Origin of the sequence: Streptomyces sp. NPDC050743 (genome assembly GCF_044456925.1) — a bacterium.
In the GTDB taxonomy this organism is placed as follows: domain Bacteria; phylum Actinomycetota; class Actinomycetes; order Streptomycetales; family Streptomycetaceae; genus Streptomyces.
This window is the reverse complement of sequence record NZ_JBITGJ010000001.1, coordinates 366,745-384,673: the sequence shown is the minus strand read 5'-3', so window position 1 is coordinate 384,673 and position 17,929 is coordinate 366,745. Positions and strand designations below refer to the sequence as shown.

The 17,929-nt window shown below is 72.0% G+C and carries 17 protein-coding genes; 6 read left to right on the top strand and 11 right to left on the bottom strand.

Going from position 1 to position 17,929, the window contains the following annotated elements; all coding sequences use genetic code 11:
* Positions 1–77: 77 nt before the first annotated feature.
* Entirely contained in the window at positions 78–680 is a 603-nt protein-coding gene (locus ACIBJF_RS01810) for a hypothetical protein (protein WP_399171666.1), read from the bottom strand.
* 208 nt (positions 681–888) lie between these two features.
* On the opposite strand from ACIBJF_RS01810, the gene ACIBJF_RS01805 reads away from it, so the two are divergent.
* Positions 889–3,669, top strand: a complete 2,781-nt coding sequence (locus tag ACIBJF_RS01805; protein ID WP_399171665.1) for a penicillin acylase family protein — start codon at positions 889–891, stop codon at positions 3,667–3,669.
* A gap of 72 nt (positions 3,670–3,741) precedes the next feature.
* On the opposite strand, the gene ACIBJF_RS01800 is transcribed toward ACIBJF_RS01805, so the two are convergent.
* Complete coding sequence (locus ACIBJF_RS01800) at positions 3,742–5,043, bottom strand: serine-threonine protein kinase (RefSeq protein ID WP_399171664.1); 1,302 nt, start codon at positions 5,041–5,043, stop codon at positions 3,742–3,744.
* 93 nt (positions 5,044–5,136) lie between these two features.
* Positions 5,137–6,357, bottom strand: coding sequence for an exo-beta-N-acetylmuramidase NamZ domain-containing protein (locus ACIBJF_RS01795; RefSeq protein WP_399171663.1), 1,221 nt, complete (start codon positions 6,355–6,357; stop codon positions 5,137–5,139).
* A 104-nt stretch (positions 6,358–6,461) separates the two neighbouring features.
* Between ACIBJF_RS01795 and ACIBJF_RS01790 the strand changes: the two genes are divergently transcribed.
* The 3 genes from ACIBJF_RS01790 to ACIBJF_RS01780 are packed head-to-tail and all read left to right on the top strand — an operon-like array spanning position 6,462 to position 9,519.
* The gene (locus ACIBJF_RS01790) at positions 6,462–7,235 is read left to right on the top strand and encodes an SDR family oxidoreductase (RefSeq protein WP_399171662.1); all 774 of its coding nucleotides are present in this window, start codon (positions 6,462–6,464) and stop codon (positions 7,233–7,235) included.
* Entirely contained in the window at positions 7,232–8,899 is a 1,668-nt protein-coding gene (locus ACIBJF_RS01785; protein ID WP_399171661.1) for a class I adenylate-forming enzyme family protein, read from the top strand. The genes ACIBJF_RS01790 and ACIBJF_RS01785 overlap by 4 nt, the downstream gene beginning before the upstream one ends.
* A 26-nt stretch (positions 8,900–8,925) precedes the next feature.
* Positions 8,926–9,519, top strand: coding sequence for a TetR/AcrR family transcriptional regulator (locus ACIBJF_RS01780; RefSeq protein WP_351804102.1), 594 nt, complete (start codon positions 8,926–8,928; stop codon positions 9,517–9,519).
* Here ACIBJF_RS01780 and ACIBJF_RS01775 read toward each other — a convergent pair.
* The 4 genes from ACIBJF_RS01775 to ACIBJF_RS01760 form a co-directional block, all read right to left on the bottom strand.
* Complete coding sequence (locus ACIBJF_RS01775; RefSeq protein ID WP_399171660.1) at positions 9,458–10,378, bottom strand: LysR family transcriptional regulator; 921 nt, start codon at positions 10,376–10,378, stop codon at positions 9,458–9,460. The genes ACIBJF_RS01780 and ACIBJF_RS01775 overlap by 62 nt on opposite strands.
* Before the next feature lie 161 nt (positions 10,379–10,539).
* A complete protein-coding gene (locus tag ACIBJF_RS01770) occupies positions 10,540–11,754 on the bottom strand; it encodes an acyl-CoA dehydrogenase (RefSeq protein ID WP_399171659.1) in 1,215 nt (404 codons plus the stop codon).
* Between the two features lie 7 nt (positions 11,755–11,761).
* Complete coding sequence (locus tag ACIBJF_RS01765; RefSeq protein WP_399171657.1) at positions 11,762–12,784, bottom strand: phosphotransferase family protein; 1,023 nt, start codon at positions 12,782–12,784, stop codon at positions 11,762–11,764.
* A 170-nt stretch (positions 12,785–12,954) separates the two neighbouring features.
* On the bottom strand, positions 12,955–13,254 hold the full coding sequence (locus tag ACIBJF_RS01760; protein ID WP_399171655.1) for a hypothetical protein: 300 nt from the start codon (positions 13,252–13,254) through the stop codon (positions 12,955–12,957).
* Positions 13,255–13,368: 114 nt separating this feature from the next.
* Between ACIBJF_RS01760 and ACIBJF_RS01755 the strand changes: the two genes are divergently transcribed.
* Positions 13,369–14,373 carry an NADP-dependent oxidoreductase gene (locus tag ACIBJF_RS01755; protein WP_399171654.1) on the top strand — a complete coding sequence of 335 codons (1,005 nt, stop codon included), beginning with the start codon at positions 13,369–13,371 and terminating at the stop codon, positions 14,371–14,373.
* Between the two features lie 13 nt (positions 14,374–14,386).
* On the opposite strand, the gene ACIBJF_RS01750 is transcribed toward ACIBJF_RS01755, so the two are convergent.
* Genes ACIBJF_RS01750 through ACIBJF_RS01735 form a run of 4 tightly spaced genes read right to left on the bottom strand, consistent with a single transcriptional unit; the run spans position 14,387 to position 16,546 of the window.
* On the bottom strand, positions 14,387–14,710 hold the full coding sequence (locus tag ACIBJF_RS01750) for a DUF202 domain-containing protein (protein WP_399171652.1): 324 nt from the start codon (positions 14,708–14,710) through the stop codon (positions 14,387–14,389).
* Positions 14,698–15,090 (bottom strand): DUF202 domain-containing protein, encoded by a 393-nt coding sequence (locus ACIBJF_RS01745; protein ID WP_351804116.1) that lies wholly within the window; start codon positions 15,088–15,090, stop codon positions 14,698–14,700. The genes ACIBJF_RS01750 and ACIBJF_RS01745 overlap by 13 nt, the downstream gene beginning before the upstream one ends.
* 21 nt (positions 15,091–15,111) lie before the next feature.
* Positions 15,112–15,627, bottom strand: coding sequence for an NUDIX domain-containing protein (locus tag ACIBJF_RS01740; RefSeq protein WP_399171651.1), 516 nt, complete (start codon positions 15,625–15,627; stop codon positions 15,112–15,114).
* A gap of 22 nt (positions 15,628–15,649) precedes the next feature.
* Positions 15,650–16,546 (bottom strand): DMT family transporter, encoded by an 897-nt coding sequence (locus ACIBJF_RS01735; protein ID WP_399171650.1) that lies wholly within the window; start codon positions 16,544–16,546, stop codon positions 15,650–15,652.
* Positions 16,547–16,875: 329 nt separating this feature from the next.
* On the opposite strand from ACIBJF_RS01735, the gene ACIBJF_RS01730 reads away from it, so the two are divergent.
* Positions 16,876–17,889: a hypothetical protein gene (locus tag ACIBJF_RS01730; RefSeq protein WP_399171649.1), complete on the top strand. Its 1,014-nt coding sequence runs from the start codon at positions 16,876–16,878 to the stop codon at positions 17,887–17,889.
* Positions 17,890–17,929 lie beyond the last annotated feature (40 nt).

Sequence of the window (17,929 nt, the reverse complement as noted above, 5' to 3'; positions counted from 1 at the left end):
TCCGCGCTCGCCGCACGGCAGGGGGCGCGGCATCCCCTGCACGCCCCCAAGAAAGCCCCCCGTCGCGATGCCGCCGCTCAGGCCGACATCAGCAGTGCCCCCCGGCGGGCGAACTCCAGCGCCCGCGGCGTGAGCACAGGACGCGGCACGAGGATGCCGCAGTCCGTGCAGACCGGGCCGGACGACGGCTCGTGGTCCAGGCCGTACCGCCAGACCAGGCGGTGCCCGCCGCACACCGGGCAGCCCGAGCCCGGTTCCCGCTCCAGGGCGGCGATCAGCCGGCGCAGCACCTCGGCCAGCGGCTCGTCGGGGTGGAGCCGCGGGTCGTCGCACCAGGCGACCCCGAAGCCTCCCCAGGTCAGCCGGTGCCAGTCGTCCACGCTGCCCGGCCGGCGCAGCCCGTCGTGCTTCTCCTTCCTGCGCCGCTCGGTGAAGTCGGTCTCGTAGGCGAGCCAGACGGACCGCGCCTCCTCCAGCTCCTCCAGTGCGGCCACGAGCCGCGCCGGGTCGGGGGAGCGGTCCTCGGGGCCGAAGCCCGCCCGGGAGCACAGATGGTCCCAGGTCGCCCGATGCCCGTAAGGGGCGAACTTCTCAAGGCACTTGCGCATTGAGTACCGCCGCAGCGCCAGATCGCAGCCCGGATCGCGTACCTGTCTCGCCAGACTCCGGAAACCGGCCATCGCCCTGCACCTCCGTCACACCTGCACCTGTACTTCGGTCACTTCGGCGTCGTCGCACGGACGTCGCCGAATAGACGTATCGACAGGCGATTCGGCTCCATCTCTTCTCGTGGTCCTGCTTGCGTACTCCGGAAAGTGACGCATGTTCATCTTTAAAGCTGGGGATACCGGCGGTAACGTTCGGCCACCTCTGTCGCTAGGAGCTGCCATGCCACGGCGAACCCCACGTACCACCCTTGACAGACTGAGAACGTCCCGCCGCTTCGCCGGGTTCCTGAAGACGGCGTCGATATGCGTTCTCGTCGCCGGACTTCTCTCCCCCCTCACCCAGACCGCGGCCGCCGCCACCGCCTCGAACGACTACTGCGGCGGCCAGTGCTCGGACATCCTGCCGCCCGGCGAGAACGGCAACGCCACGCTCGCCCAGATCCTGCTCAACCAGGCTTTCGGCACCCAGCCCTCGCACGCCGAGGACCAGCTCGGCCCGTACGCGGGCCTGGCCTCCGGCTACTCGGGCCTGACCGACTCCACCATCGACGACTTCTTCAACGACGCCTCCTTCGGCGTCCCGTCCGACCAGGTCGCCTCCACCGAGAAGCCCGGCGGTCGCGGCGACGTGACGATCGTCCGGGACAAGAAGACCGGTGTGCCGCACATCACAGGCTCCACCCGCTACGGCACCGAGTACGGCGCCGGTTACGCGGCCGCCGAGGACCGGCTGTGGCTGATGGACGTCTTCCGCCACGTCGGCCGCGGCCAGTTGACCTCCTTCGCCGGCGGCGCCGCCGCCAACCAGGGCCTGGAGCAGGAGTTCTACCGCAACGCGCCCTACACCGAGGCCGACCTGCAGGCGCAGATCGACGACGCCGTCGCGAAGAGCGGCGCCCGCGGTCAGCAGGCCCTCGCCGACGTCAAGGCCTACCTCGACGGCGTCAACGCCTACATCGACGCCTCCGACAGCGGCCGTTACTTCCCCGGCGAGTACGACCTGACCGGCCACAAGGACCCGATCACCAACGCCGGCACCATCGAGCACTTCAAGGTCACCGACCTCGTGGCGCTGGCCTCCGTGATCGGCTCGCTGTTCGGCTCCGGCGGCGGTGGCGAGGTCGACAACGCCCTCTCCCTGCTCGCCGCCCAGCAGAAGTACGGCGTCGAGGAGGGCACCAGGGTCTGGGAGTCCTTCCGCGAGCGCAACGACCCCGAGGCCGTCCTCACCGTCCACGACGGCACGAGCTTCCCGTACGGCACCAAGCCCGCCGACGCCCAGGGCGAGGCCCTCCCCGACGCCGGCTCGGTCACCCAGGAACCGCTGGTCTACGACCGTACGGGCAGCGCGGCCACCGCGGCCGCCCGGAGCACCTCCGCCGGCGCCGCCAAGACCACGCTCGGCTCCGCCAGGCGCGGGATGTCCAACGCGCTCGTGGTCAGCGGCAAGTACACCGCGAGCGGTCACCCGATCGCCGTCTTCGGACCGCAGACCGGCTACTTCGCCCCGCAGCTGCTCATGCTCCAGGAGATCCAGGGCCCGGGCATCAGCGCCCGCGGCGCCTCCTTCGCGGGCCTGAGCATGTACGTCGAACTCGGCCGCGGCCAGGACTACTCCTGGAGCGCGACCACCTCCGGCCAGGACATCATCGACACCTACGCCGTCGAACTGTGCCAGGACGACTACCACTACCTGTACCACGGCACCTGTACGGCCATGGACAAGGTCGAGCAGAAGAACTCCTGGTCGCCGACCACGGCCGACGGCACGCCGGCCGGGTCGTACACCATGCGGGTGTGGCGGACGAAGTACGGCCCGGTGGAGTACCGCGCGACCGTCGGCGGCAAGAAGGTCGCCTACACCACACTGCGGTCCTCGTATCTGCACGAGGCCGACTCGATCATCGGCTTCCAGATGCTGAACGACCCCGGCTACGTCAAGGGCCCCAAGGACTTCCAGAGCGCGGCCCAGCACATCAACTACACCTTCAACTGGTTCTACGCCGACTCCCAGCACACCGCGTACTACAACAGCGGTGACAACCCGGTCCGGGCGTCCGGCGTCGACGCCGAGTTCCCGGTCTGGGCGCAGCCGGCGTACGAGTGGCGGAACTGGGACCCGGCCACCAACACGGCCGACTACACCCCGGCCTCCGCCCACCCCAACTCCGTCGACCAGGACTACTACATCTCCTGGAACAACAAGCAGGCCAAGGACTACACGACCTCCTCCTGGGGCGACGGGTCCGTGCACCGGGGCAACCTGCTTCAGGACCGGGTGAAGAAGCTGGTCGCGGCGGGCGGGGTGACCCGCACGAAGCTGGTGCAGGCCATGGCGGACGCGGCCCTCGCCGACCTGCGTGCCGAGGACGTGCTGCCGAAGCTGCTCAAGGTGATCAACTCCTCGCCGGTGACCGACCCCACGGCCGCCGCGGCGGTGAGCAGGCTGCAGGCGTGGGTGAGCGCGGGCGCCAGGCGAACGGAGACGTCGGCCGGTTCGAAGACCTACGCCGACGCCGACGCGATCCGCATCCTGGACGCCTGGTGGCCGCTGCTGGTCAAGGCGGAGTTCGAACCGGGCCTCGGCAGCGATCTGTACGGCGCGATCACCAACGCCATCCCCGTGGACGAGGCCCCGTCCGCCGGACACGGCCCGACCGGCTCGCACGCCGGAAGCTCCTTCCAGTACGGCTGGTGGAGCTATGTCGACAAGGACATCCGGGCGGTGCTCGGGGAGAACGTGCAGGGCGGGCTCGCCGAGAAGTACTGCGGCGGTGGCAGCCTCGGCGCCTGCCGGAACGCCCTGATCGGCACCCTCGACCAGGCGGCCGGGATGACCGCCGCGCAGGTCTACCCGGGCGACGACCAGTGCTCGGCCGGCGACCAGTGGTGCGCCGACTCGATCGTCCAGCGCACCCTGGGCGGCATCAAGCACGGCAAGATCAGCTGGCAGAACCGGCCGACGTTCCAGCAGGTGGTGGAGTACACGTCGCACCGGTGACCAGGTGTGGGCTCGCGGCGTCGGCAAACGGCTGTCGGCCGGCGCCGCGAGCCCACGGCCGTCGGCAGCGGGTCACGTGATGCGGCCCGCCGCCAGCACCAGCCGTGCCAGTTCCGGATGCACGATGTCGCTGTGCGCCCCGGACGGCGGGCCGCCGCGGCAGACGACCGCGGCCGCGTCGACGTTCACGCACCCCGACGCGGGCAGCGCTCCGGCGAGGGCCGACGCGAGGTCCAGCCGGGCGGTGCCCGGTACCGCCTGCACCCCGTCGTGCCCCATGGCCCCCCACTGCGGCCCCAGCACGGCCGCGATCTCGCTGCCCGCACACGAGCGGTCGTCCCCGGCCAGCCGGGAGGCCAGCGGATAGAACGTGCCGAGCGCGGCGTCGAAGTGCGAGTAGCAGCACACCAGCGGGCCGTCGACGCGCCGCTGCCGGCCCTTGAGCGCCCCCGCCTTGCCCGGGTCCTGCGGCAGCCGGTCCGCGAACGCGTAGTGCGAGAAGGCGCCTTGCAGGAGGGTCACGGACTTCACCGTGCCCACCGAGTCCGGCAGCCCGGCGAGCGCGAACGACACCAGTCGCCCGCCGAAGCTGTGCCCGACCAGATGCACCCGCACCCCGGGCGCCGCGTGCGCCAACTGCCCGATCACCGGCCCGAGCCCGTGCTCGCCCACCGTCCCGGCCCGCCGCTTCATCGTGTAGTACGTCGCCTGCCGCAGCAGTTCCTTGGCGCCGTCCCAGGGGTTGGGGATGCCGAACCCGGCCGGTGCGCCGGGCGATCCGACGGCGGCCAGCGCCTCGGCGAACTCCTCGCAGGCGGCGGCCGGGTCCTCGGTGAACACCGTGGGCTCGCCCTCCTCGTCGGTGTCGGCCGCGCCCTGCCGCTGCCCCTCGTCCACCAGCAGTCGTACCAGCCGCCCGAACTCGGTCGGTCCCGCGTCCCCGCCGGGCCGTTCGTCCAGCATCCGGGCCAGCTGGTCGATCACCGGAGCCCGCCCCGGGAAGGTCTCCAGCAGGGCGCGCCGGGTGTCCTTGTCCAGCGCCGGACCCGGTGCGGTCCGATCCGCCACGGCCGCCACCGACGCCGGGAAGTCCGGGATCGGCTCGTCGCTGAACCGCATCGACGGCCAGATCACGCCGACGTACCCGAGCCGGGCCCGTGGCGCGAGCCCCGGGACCGGTGCGAAGAAACGCCGGTACAGCGCGGTCGCTCCGGATCGGTCGTTGTTCCAGCCGTGCGCGAAGACGAGCAGGTCACGGACGCCGTGCTCCGTGACCTGCGTCATCAGATGGTCGCGTTCGGGGCCGTCCACGTCCCCGTCCGCGTCGAAGGTCAGCTCCCAGTAGGGAGACACACTCATCCCGGGATCCGCCATGCCAGGCTCCCTCGTCCCGCCTGAAACGATGCGCAACGATGTGCTGCGGACGCATCGTCCTGCTCGGGGGCGGGGTTGGCCATACACGGCGCCTCACCTGTAGAGGAGATATTCCTTTCGCACCCGCCGGAAGGCGGCCAGCTCCTCCTGCCAGGCGCCGACCACCCCGTCCGTGCCGGCCCCCGCGTCGATCATCGTGCGCACCCGGGTGGAGCCGGTGAGCTTGTCGATCCAGTTGTCCGACCGCCAGGCGAAGCCGTCCCAGACCTTCCGGACGGTCACCAGCAGCGCGATGCCGGTGCGGATGGGGTCGTAGGCGGCCCGGTCGTGCACATGGATCTGCACCCCGCCGACCGTCTTGCCCTGGAACTTGGAGAAGGTGGGCGCGAAGTACGCCTCCCTGAACCGGACACCGGGCAGCGCGAGTTCGTTCGCCGCGGCGGCCCAGCGGCCGTCGACGCCCTCGGCGCCGAGCAGTTCGAACGGCCTGGTCGTGCCCCGGCCCTCGGAGACGTTGGTGCCCTCGAACATGCAGGTGCCGGAGTAGACGAGAGCGGTGTCCGGGGTCGGCATGTTCGGGCTCGGCGGCACCCACGGCAGCCCGGAGGCGTCGTAGAACCGGGTTCGCTTCCAGCCCGTCATCAGTACCGTGTCCAGCGCGACCGGCCTGCTCAGGAACTCCCCGTTGAACAGCCGCGCCAGCTCCGCCACGGTCATCCCGTGCGCCTGGGCGATCGGCTGCCGGCCGACGAACGTGGCGAACTCCTTGTGCAGGACGGGGCCTTGGGCCTCACGGCCGGTCACCGGATTGGGCCGGTCGAGGACGACGAACCGTTTGCCCGCGAGCTGCGCGGCCTCCATGCAGTCGTAGAGGGTCCAGATGTAGGTGTAGAAGCGGGCGCCGACGTCCTGGATGTCGAAGACGACGGTGTCGACGCCTGAGGCGGTGAAGACGTCGGCGAGCGGCTGTCCGCTCTTCAGGTACGTGTCGTAGACCGGCAGTCCCGTCGCCGGGTCGTCGTAGCGGCCCTCGGAGCCGCCGGCCTGGGCGGTGCCGCGGAAGCCGTGCTCCGGGCCGAAGACCGCCGTCAGATTCACACGGGGGTCGGCGTGCATGACGTCGACGATGTGCCGGACGTCGCGGGTGACGCCGGTGGGGTTGGTGACGATGCCGACGCGCCGGCCCTTGAGCAGGGCGTAGCCGTCGGCTGCGAGTCTCTCGAAGCCGGTGCGCAGTTCTTCGGGGTGTCCGGGGGCGGCCGGCAGGGCCGCCAACGAGGCCGAGGCGAGCAAGTTCCGTCGAGACAGATGCATGGCTAGAGGTTGGTGCGGTGGCCCTTCCTTCACACATACCGACCGGTTAGTCTGATCCGACCAGAGCCGATGCGCGCCGCGCTGAGTCGTGTCGAAGGAGACCGATGGTGGAAGCCGTGCAGGATGCGGGAGTGGTCGTCACCGGGGCCGGCGGGGGGATCGGAGCCGCGTTGGCCCGGCGGTTCGCCGCCGAGGGGGCCCGGGTCGTCGTGAACGACCTGGACGGCGAGAAGGCCAAGGCGGTGGCCGGGGAGATCGGCGGGATCGCCGTGCCGGGAGACGCCTCCGCGATCGTCGGTGACGCCCGTGACGCGCTCGGCGGCACCGTCGACGTCTACTGCGCGAACGCCGGTGTCGCCTTCGAGGACGGCGGCGCGGGCGGGCCGCTCGACGAGAAGTCGTGGGCGGTCGCCTGGGACGTCAATGTGATGGCGCACGTCCGCGCCGCCCACGAGCTGCTGCCGTCCTGGCTGGAGCGGGGCGCCGGGCGGTTCGTGTCCACCGTGTCCGCCGCCGGGCTCCTCACCATGATCGGCGCGCCCTCGTACAGCGTCACCAAGCACGGCGCCTACGCCTTCGCCGAGTGGCTGTCGCTGACGTACCGCCACCGGGGTCTGAAGGTGCACGCGATCTGCCCGCAGGGTGTGCGGACGGACATGCTGGCCGCCACCGGCAGCGCCGGGGACCTGGTGCTGCAGCCGACCGCGATCGAACCGGAGGCCGTCGCCGACGCCCTGTTCCGGGGCATCGCCGAGGACCGCTTCCTGATCCTGCCGCACCCCGAGGTGGCCGAGTACTACCAGGCGCGTGCCACCGATCCGGATCGCTGGCTGAGCGGCATGAACCACATCCAGCGCAAGTGGGAGGAGGCCCGGTGACGGCCTCCCGGTACGCCGCACGGCCCTGGCTGGCCCTGCTCGACGAAGCCCAGCGCGGCCCGATCGACCCCGCCGACTCGCTGGTGCACGCCCTGCGGGCGGCCGTGGCGGAGGCGCCCGAGCGCACCTTCCTCGCCTACTTCGACGCCCGGCTGAGCTATCGCGAGGTGGACGAGCTGAGCGACTCCGTCGCCGCCCACCTCGCCGCGCGCGGGCTGGAGCGCGGTGACCGGGTGGCGGTGCTGCTGCAGAACTCCCCGCACTTCGTGCTCGCCGTCCTCGGCGCCTGGAAGGCCGGCGCGACCGTCGTCCCGGTCAACCCGATGTACAAGTCGGCCGAGATGGGCCACATCCTGCGGGACGGCGAGGTGGCCGCGCTGGTCTGCTCCGACCGGGCCTGGGAGTCGTACCTCGGGCAGACCGCCGCAGGCTCGCCGGTGCGGATCGTGCTCACCGCGAGCGAGTTGGACTTCCAAACCCGCAACGACGCGCGCGTGCTCGGTTTCGAGCGGCTGCCCCAGGCGCCGGACACCGACGACCTCGTGGCCATCGCCCGGCAGGGCGGCAAGGCGCCCGAGGGCCGTGACCCGCGCCCGGACGACATCGCGCTGATCAGCTACACCTCCGGCACCAGCGGCACCCCCAAGGGCGCCACCAACACGCACGGCAACATCATGCACAACGCCGAGCGGCAGCGGACCGGGCTCGCGCTGCCCGAGGCGCCCGTCTACCACGCGCTCGCGCCGCTGTTCCACATCACCGGCATGGTCTGCCAGTTCGGTGCCTGCCTGAACAGTGCCGGCACCCTGGTGCTCGCCTACCGCTTCGAGCCCGGCCTCGTCCTGGAGGCCTTCGCCGAGCACCACCCGCACTACACGGTCGGGCCGTCCACCGCGTTCATGGCGCTGGCCGCCCACCCGGACGCCACCCGCGAGCACTTCGCCTCCTTCGTGAACATCTCCTCCGGCGGCGCCCCCGTGCCCCCGGCCCTGGTGGAGAAGTTCCGCGAGCGCTTCGGGCCGTACATACGCGTCGGCTACGGACTGACCGAGTGCACCGCCCCCTGCGCCTCGGTCCCGCCCGGCCTGGAGGCCCCCGTGGACCCCGTCTCCGGGACGCTGTCGGTGGGCCTGCCCGGCGCCGACACGGTCGTCAGGATCGTGGACGAGCAGGGCGCGGAGGTGCCCTTCGGGGAGCAGGGCGAGATCGTCGTACGCGGGCCCCAGGTGGTCCCCGGCTACTGGCGGCGCCCGGACGCCACGGCCGAGTCCTTCCCGGACGGCGAGCTGCGCACCGGCGACATCGGCTTCATGGACGCCCAGGGCTGGCTGTACGTCGTCGACCGCAAGAAGGACATGATCAACGCGTCCGGCTTCAAGGTGTGGCCCCGCGAGGTCGAGGACGTGCTGTACACCCACCCCGCGGTGCGCGAGGCGGCCGTCGTCGGTGTCCCCGACGGCTACCGCGGCGAGACCGTGAAGGCCTACATCAGCCTGCGTCCGGGCGCGGAGGCGGCCCCGGAGGAACTCGCGGTGTACTGCAAGGAGAGACTGGCCGCCTACAAATACCCGCGTCAGGTGGAGATCCTGCCCGACTTGCCCAAGACGGCCAGTGGGAAGATCCTCCGTCGGGAACTGCGTTCCCGCACGCAGGACATTCGGTAAGCATCACGGAAAGGCAGGTGGCGGCAGTGCCCAGGACGACGGACGGAGACGGTACGCCCGTTCCGCAGCGGCTGCTGGCCGCCGCCACGCGGCTCTTCGCCGAGCAGGGTTACGACCGCACCTCCGTGCAGGAGATCGTGGAGGCGGCCGGCGTCACCAAGGGGGCGCTGTACCACTACTTCGGCTCCAAGGACGACCTCCTGCACGAGGTGTACGCGCGCGTGCTGCGCATCCAGCAGGAGCGGCTCGACCACTTCGCCGGCATGGACGCGCCGGTGGAGGAGCGGCTCAGAGCCGCCGCGGCGGACGTGGTCGTCACCACGATCGACAACCTCGACGACGCGATGATCTTCTTCCGGTCCATGCACCACCTCAGCCCGGAGAAGAACAAGCAGGTGCGCGCCGAGCGCCGGCGCTACCACGAACGGTTCCGCGCGCTGATCGAGGAGGGCCAGAAGGCGGGCGTCTTCTCCACGGCGACCCCGGCCGACCTGGTGGTGGACTACCACTTCGGCTCCGTCCACCACCTGTCCACCTGGTACCGCCCGGACGGCCCCCTCACCGGGCAGCAGGTCGCCGACCACCTCGCCGACCTGCTCCTGCGGGCGCTGCGTCCGTGAGGTGACGGACGAGGGCCGCGGCAGCCGGGTTCCGGGGCCGTGGGCCGCGTCCCGCGAGAACGACCGTACGGCCGGGCTCCGGCTGCCGTATGCGCACGCACGGCAGCCCGGCCCGCTCGCCGATGGCCCGGGGCACGAACGCCACCCCGATCCCGGCCCGGACGAGGTCCACCAGCAGCCCGATCTGGGTGACGTCACAGGTGATACGGCGGTCCAGGCCGCAGTGTGCGGCGAGGCGCCGTACGGCCGTCTCCAGGCCGGTTCCCGCACGGAAGTCGACGAAGGGCTCGTCGGCGAGGTCCCTGATGAGCGTGCGGCCCGCCTCGGCCAGCGGATGCCCCGGCGCGGTGATCAGCACCAGCTCCTCCTGCCAGGTGGCGTGCGCGTGCAGGCCCTCGGGCAGCTCCCGGGCGTCCGGCGCGAGATACGCCAGGTCCAGCTCGCCCGCGCGCAGGCCCTCGGTCAGCTCGGCCACCGTCGCGTCCCGTACGGACACCTGGATGCCGGGGAAATCCCGGTGGAAGCCGGCGAGTTCGGCGGGCAGGTCCACGCAGGTCAGGGTCTGGATCGTACCGATGGACACGCGGCCGGCGGCCAGTCCCGCCACGGCCGCGACCGCCTCCCGGGCCGCCTCGGCGCCCGCGAGCAGCGCGCGGGCCTGGGGGAGCAGGGCGCGGCCGGCCTCCGTGAGGACGACGCGGCGGCCCGTGCGGTCGAACAGCTCGGCGCCCAGCTCCTTTTCGAGGTTGCGGACGGATGTGCTGAGCGCCGACTGGACGATGAGTTCGGCGCGTGCGGCAGCCGTGAAGCCGCCTTCGTGCACGACGGCCACGAAGTGGCGGAGCTGACGGATCTCCATCCATCTATCGTAGAGATGGCCGCCAGCTGAACCATCTGTTGGACCGGTGGACGGCCTGCGGGCCACGCTGGACGCATGACTCGCAGACCGCATCTCCTGCACCGGTTCCTGGCGTTCCTCCGCACCCTCGCCCGCGAGGACCACCCTTACTCAGGCGGCTACTAGAGGTACTTCTTCAACTCCCGCCGCGCCAGCGACCGCTGGTGCACCTCGTCCGGACCGTCGGCCAGCATCAGGGTGCGGGCGCTCGCGTACAGCTCGGCCAGCGGGAAGTCCTGGCTCACCCCGCCCGCGCCGTGCAGCTGGATCGCGCGGTCCAGGATGCCGACCACCGCGCGCGGCGTGGCGATCTTGATGGCCTGGATCTCGGTGTGGGCGCCCTTGTTGCCGACGGTGTCCATCAGCCAGGCCGTCTTCAGCACCAGCAGCCGCAGCTGCTCGACGGTGACCCGGGCGTCCGCGATCCAGTTCTGGACGACTCCCTGCTGGGCCAGCGCCTTGCCGAACGCCGTACGGGACACCGCCCGCCGGCACATCAGCTCGATGGCCCGCTCGGCCATGCCGATCAGCCGCATGCAGTGGTGGATCCGGCCGGGGCCGAGCCGGGCCTGGGCGATGGCGAAGCCGCCGCCCTCCTCGCCGATGAGGTTGGTGACCGGCACGCGCGCGTGGTCGAAGATCACCTCGGCGTGGCCGCCGTGCGAGTGGTCCTCGTATCCGAAGACCTGCATGGCGCGCTCGACGGTGACGCCCGGGGTGTCGCGCGGGACCAGGACCATGGACTGCTGGCGGCGGACGTCGGCGCCGTCCGGGTCCGTCTTGCCCATCACGATGAAGATCTTGCAGTCCGGGTTCATCGCGCCGGAAATGTACCACTTGCGCCCGGTGATGACATAGTCGTCGCCGTCGCGCTCGATGTGCGTGGTGATGTTCGTGGCGTCCGAGGAGGCCACCTCCGGCTCGGTCATCGCGAACGCCGAGCGGATCTCACCGGCCAGCAGCGGCTCCAGCCACTGCTTCTTCTGCTGCTCGTTGCCGAACTGCGCCAGCACCTCCATGTTCCCGGTGTCGGGCGCGGCGCAGTTGGTCGCGGTGGGCGCCAGATGCGGGGAGCGGCCGGTGATCTCGGCGAGCGGCGCGTACTGGAGGTTGGTGAGTCCCGCGCCGTACTCGGCGTCGGGCAGGAAGAGGTTCCACAGGCCCTGCCTGCGGGCCTCGGCCTTGAGTTCCTCGACCACGGCCGGGGTGTCCCACGGGGAGGCGAGCGCGGCCCGCTGCTCCTCGGCGACCGCTTCGGCGGGGTAGACGTACTCGTCCATGAAGGCGAGGAGCCTGGCGCGCAGTTCCTCGGTGCGCGCGTCGAACGCGAAGTCCATGTCCGGATCAGCCTTCCTGAAGAGTGGTCAGTCCGTGGTCGATGAAGACGGGCACGAGGTCGCCGATCCGGTCGAAGCCGCGCCCGACCGTCTGGCCGAGCGTGTACCGGTAGTGGATGCCCTCCAGGATCACGGCGAGCTTGAACCAGGCGAACGCCGTGTACCAGGAGACGCCGGAGACGTCGCGTCCCGAGCGCTCGGCGTACCGCTCGATCAGCTCTGCGGGGGACGGGTGCCCCGGAGCCTCGGCCGTGGTGGAGACCGGGGACTCGGCCATGCCCAGCGGCCGGCTGTACATCACCAGCAGGCCGAGGTCGGTGAGCGGGTCGCCGAGGGTCGACATCTCCCAGTCGAGGATGGCCTTGATCCTGTCGTCGTCGCCGATCAGGACGTTGTCGAGCCGGTAGTCGCCGTGGACCACGGCCGGGGCGGGGGAGGCGGGCAGGGAGCGGCCGAGGGCGGCGTGCAGTTCGTCGATGCCCGCCAGTTCGCGGTTGCGGGAGGCGTCCAGCTGCTTGCCCCAGCGGCGCAGCTGCCGGTCCAGGAAGCCCTCGGGGCGGCCGAAGTCCGCGAGCCCCACGGCGGCGGGGTCGACCGCGTGCAGTTCGACCAGCGTGTCCACCAGGGACAGCACGGCGTTCCGGGTGCGCTCGGGGCCCAGCGGGGCGAGCTGCTGGGCGGTGCGGTACGGGGTGCCCTCGACGAACTCCATGACGTAGAACGGCGCCCCGAGCACCTCCTCGTCCTCGCACAGCAGCACCGGGCGGGGCACCGGCACCCGGGTCGGGTGCAGGGCGCTGATCACGCGGTGCTCGCGCCTCATGTCGTGCGCGGTGGCCAGGACATGACCGAGCGGGGGCCGGCGTACGACCCACTTCGAGGTGCCGTCGGAGAGCGCGTAGGTGAGGTTCGACCGTCCGCCCTCGATCAGCCGGCCGGTGAGGGGGCCGGTCACCAGTCCGGGGCGCTCGCGGTCGAGGTGGGCGCGCAGCCGGTCCAGGTCGAGTCCGGGCGGGTGGTCGGCGCTCATACATCACTCCTACGAACGGGTGAACAGGACCCGACTCATGATGCCGACCGGTCGGTATGTAGTCCAGTACGCGGAGCGATCAGGAGGTCAAACGTGACCGGAGCCACGATAGGCCGACGGACCCCCGAAGCGCTGCCCGGGGAGCCGTCGGCCCTGTCGGGGTCTGCTGGTCAGTGGTCGTCCCAGTGGCCGTCGTGCTCGGCGTGCCGGTGGCCGCCGTGCAGATAGTCGATGTGATCGCCGTGCGGCACCTGCGCGTGCCCGCACTCGTCGTAGTGCACGTGCTCATGGCCCTCGTGGACGGTGTGCCCCGACGGCTCGCACTCGTCCCAGTGACCCTCGTGCTCGCGGTGCAGATGGCCGTCGTGCGCATAGTCCAGGTGGTCGCCGTGCGGCACGGCGTTGTGCCCGCAGCCCGGACCGTGGCTGTGCGTGCCGTGTTCGGTGTGCTCCTGGTGAAGGGTGGTCATGGTGCTCACCTTCGGGGATACGGGGTGTCGGCGACGGACAGGCTATGGGGCGAAGCGGTGCATATCGACGCATACGGCTTGCGTAGTATACGAGTACCCCGGAGGGTCGAGGGCATGAAGGCCATCAGCTACCGCCACTACGGCGGACCCGAGGTGCTGGAGTACGGCGAGGTGCGCGACCCGAAGGTCGGCCCCGACCAGGTGCTGGTCAAGGTCCGTGCCGCGGCCGTCAACCCGGTCGACTGGAAGTGCCGCGAGGGATACCTCGACGCGGTCCTGGACGCCGTCTTCCCGGTGATCCCCGGCTGGGACGTCAGTGGTGTGGTCGTCCAGCCCGGCGCCGCGGTCACGGAGTTCGCCGTCGGCGACGAGGTCATCGGCTACTGCCGCGAGGACTTCCTCTCCCGCGGCACCTTCGCCGAGTACGTCGCCGCGCCCGTGCGCACCCTGGCCCGCAAGCCGCGCAACCTGTCCTTCGAGGAGGCCGCCGGCCTGCCGCTCGCCGGGCTCACCGCCTATCAGGTGCTCGTGAGGGCGCTGGAGATGGCGCGCGGCGAGACCGTGCTGGTGCACGCGGCGGCCGGCGGGGTCGGCTCCCTCGCCGTCCAGATCGCCGCCCACCTCGGCGCCCGGGTCATCGGTACGGCCAGCGAGCGCAACCACGACCATGTGCGTGGCCTCGGCGGCGAGCCGGTGGCCTATGGCGAGGGCCTGGCCGAACGGGTGCGGGCGCTCGCCCCGGACGGCGTGGAGGCCGTCTTCGACACCGTCGGCGGGGACACCCTGAAGACCTCCGCCAACCTGCTCGCCCCGGAGGGCCGGCTGGCGTCGATCGCCGACCCGGGGGTGGTGGGCCTCGGTGGCCGCTACTGCTTCGTCCGCCCCGACGCCCAGGACCTGGGCAGGCTCTCCGACCTCGCCGAGCGGGGCGTGATCTCGGTGCACGTCCAGGAGACCTTCCCGCTGGAGCGGACGGCGGACGCGCACCGCATGAACCAGGAGGGCCGCACCCGCGGCAAGATCGTCGTCACGGTGGACCGGGAGGAGGCGGAGGGCACCGTCTGGAACCGGGGAGAGGAGAGCGCCCTCTACAGCACGAGTCAGGAGGGCACCTTCTAGACCAGGGCAAGCCCTAGACCACGAGCACCGCCGCGCACAACGCCAGCGCCACCGCGCACAGCGCCGCCGCCGTCGCGTGCCGGGGAACGAGCGCCTGCGGGCGGGGACCGCTCGCCAGGGCCCGGATCCGGCGGTGGGCCACGGCCAGGAAGCCCAGGAAGAGCACACAGCACAGGGCGCAGACGGTCACCCCGGTGGCCGAGGCGCCCCCGTGCAGGGCGGTCTTGACGGCGAGTACGGCGGCCACGGTGGCGGAGAGGGTCGTACGGCGCCAGGCCAGCCGGGTGCGCTCCGGCTGCAGCCCGGGGTCGCGCCCGGCCGTGCTCACCCCGCCCATCCGGCCAGCACCACCACGACCATCGCCACCGCCACCACCGCGACGACCAGGCTCAGCAGCGCCGGGAACCGGGACGCGGGCAGGTCCTCACCGCGCCGGATCGCCCGCTCACAGCGCACCCAGTGGTTCACCGCGCGCAGCGAGCACAGCACCCCGGCGCCGAGCAGCGCGAGCGCGAGACCGACCCGCCACGCCCAGCGCAGGTCCGGCAGGAACTGGTCCACCGCGAATCCGCCGCCGATCAGTGCGAGCGCCGTGCGCAGCCAGGCGAGAAAGGTGCGCTCGTTGGCCAGCGAGAACCGGTAGTCGGGCGTGCCACCCTCGTCCCGCACCTGCTCCGGCGCGAACCACAGCCGGATGTTCCGTACGAATTCGCTCACGCGGCCGACCCTACCCGGCGGTCACCTGCCCGCCCGGAACGCCCTCAGCCTCTCGTACGCCGCCAGCCCGTCCGGCACCCACTCCCACTCTCCGAGCCGCCCCTCGACCTCCTCCTCGGGCAGGAAGGCGTGCCGCTGGACCTCCTCCACCTGCGGCCGTACGGGCAGCTCGCAGCGCACCTCGTACACCGCCGACCACCAGCTGTGCCCGGCCCCGTCGTCGTAGAGGAACTTGAAGAGAAACGCCGGCCGGGGGAGCCCCGTCACCCCGAGCTCCTCCTCGGCCTCCCGCAGCGCGGCCTCGTCGTAGGACTCGCCCGCACCGACGACGCCGCCGACGAACATGTCGTACAAGGCCGGGAAGACCAGCTTGGTGGCCGTGCGCCGGTGCACGAAGAGCCGGCCGGCCGCGTCGCGGGCCTGGATGAACACGCACCGGTGGCGCAGTCCGCGGGCGTAGGCCTCACCGCGGGGACACCGGGCGACGACCCGGTCGTGCTCGTCGACGATGTCGAGGATCTCGTCAGCAGGGTTCATGCCCTCATCCAAGCAGGCGGTGTCAGCGCCGCTGGAGGTCCCGGGCCGGGGGTTCGGACTCCGCCGAGCCGCACGGCATCGCCGGGTGCAGCCCGAGCAGCACGATGCCCGCGACCACCGCCGCGAGCCCCGCCGCCTCCCATGCCAGCGCCCCGGTGTCGGTGCGCAGCCGGTCACCGAGGAAGCCGACCCCGCACAGGATCCCGGCGAGCGGCTCGGCCGCGGTCAGCGCCGGCAGGGACATGCGCAGCGGGGCCGTCTCGAAGGCGCTCTGCACCAGGACGAGACCGGTGACCCCGCACACCAGCACGCCGTACGGCTGCCAGCCGGTGAACAGCTCGGCGAAGCCGCCCTCGGAGAAGCGGGTCCCGCTCACCCGGGTCAGCGCGTCCTGTACGCCGTACAGCAATCCGGCGGCGGTGGCCAGCAGCACCGGGCCCCAGCTCAGCCGGGAGCGCTTGCCGTACGTCGTGAGCACCACGGCCGCCCCGACCATCGCGCCGATGATCAGCCAGTGCCGCACCGGATCGGAGACGGCGCTGCCGGCCCGCGGCTCGCCCGCCATGATGAACGCGCTCACCCCGCCCGCGAGCAGCAGCAGTCCCGCCCAGCCCTGGCGGCCCAGGGGCTGCTTGGTCTGGTGCCGGGAGAGGGCGAGCGCGAACAGCAGATTGGTCGCGAGCAGCGGTTCGACCAGGGAGATCTCGCCCTTGCCGAGCGCGACCGCGCCGAGCACCATGCCGGCCACCATCAGACCGAGCCCGCCCAGCCAGCGCGGCACCCGCATCAGGTCGAGCAGCAGCCGGAAGGACAGGAAGTCGCTCAGCGGTGCCTTCTGCGCCGCGTTCTGCTGGAGCACGAACCCGAAGCCCAGACAACAGGCGGCACTCACGGCGAGAAGGAGAACCAGAACGGACACGCTGCGTACCTCGATCATCCGGCCGGACCACGGGTGCGTAGTGGCCGACTGTAGCGTCCCCGGGACGGCATCGACCCGGGGAGCGCGGAACAGGGCGGTTGACCCGCCATGCTGCGGGTCCGGCCGGCCCGGCGCCATGGCGTACGCCACAGGGAGCCGTCGGGTACCCCCGCCGGGGCCCCGGCCCACCTGCGCGGACTTCCTCAACTTTCCTCTGCGGCACTGTAGTTGAACCCGGTACCAGCCCTGTTCCGCTTGACGCACACCCCGGCTGGGGATTTGCTGTGCGTGATCGGCCGATGGCAGCCCGAGAAACAGGAAGTCCCGCGGTGCCCCCTCTCCCACCCCTGCTCGGCGCCCGCCGGGCCCCGACGGACCCGTCCGGCGACACCGCCCCGGACTGCTCCGGCGCCATCGACGGCTGCTTCGACGGCACGTTCGACGACATGTTCGACGCCACCTTCGACGACGCCGAACTGCGCACCGCGCGCACCGCGTTCGCCCAGGGCCGGCGGCAGGCCGCCCGCTCCCTGCTCCGGCACACCGGCGACGACTGGGACCGCCGCGGCCACCGCCTCACCATGCTCGCCCGGGAGCCGTACGCCGTGGCCTGGGCCCGCGACTGGCTGCACGCCGAACCCGGCTCCGCCGACGCCGCCGCGCTGTACGCCCTCGCCCGGGTCCAGCGCGCCCTGCGCGGCAAGGAGGACCCCGACCGGGCCCGCGAGACCTGCGCCACCGCCGCCGTGCTCGCCCCCGCCGACCCCACCCCCTGGCTGGGCTTACTCCAACTGGCCCGCACCCTCGGCCCCGAGCGCGAGGTGCTCGGCACCTTCGCCGAGCTGCGCCGCCGACACCCCGAGCACCACCACGCCCACCATCTGCTCCTCGCCCGCCTCGCCGAACGGCCCTCCGGCGGCCGGGCCGCCGATGACCACGAGGTGTACGACCTCGCCGAGCTGGCCGCCGCGGAGGCCCCCGCCGACTCCCCGCTCGCCGTCCTGCCGGTCGTCGCCTACGCCGAGCGCTACCGCGTCCTCGCCGCCACCGGTCTCGCCCCGGCCGACCCCGCCGCCTCCGGCCACTGGTCCGGCCCCCGGGCCCGCCGCATCCTGCGGGCGTGCTTCGACTGGTGGCTGGAGTGGGAGCACGACGAACACCCCCGCCGTCACATCGACCTCAACCACCTCGCCTTCGCCCTGTCCTGCGCCGGCCGCCCGGCCGAGGCGGCGGTCCTCTTCCGGCGCATCGGCCGGCACGCCACCCCGGCACCCTGGTCCTACGCCCACCGCGACCCCCGCGCGGCCTTCCGCACGGCCCGCGCCCGCGCGCTGGGGCACTGAACGGCACGCCTGCGCGCGACGTAGGCAAGAAGTGATTACA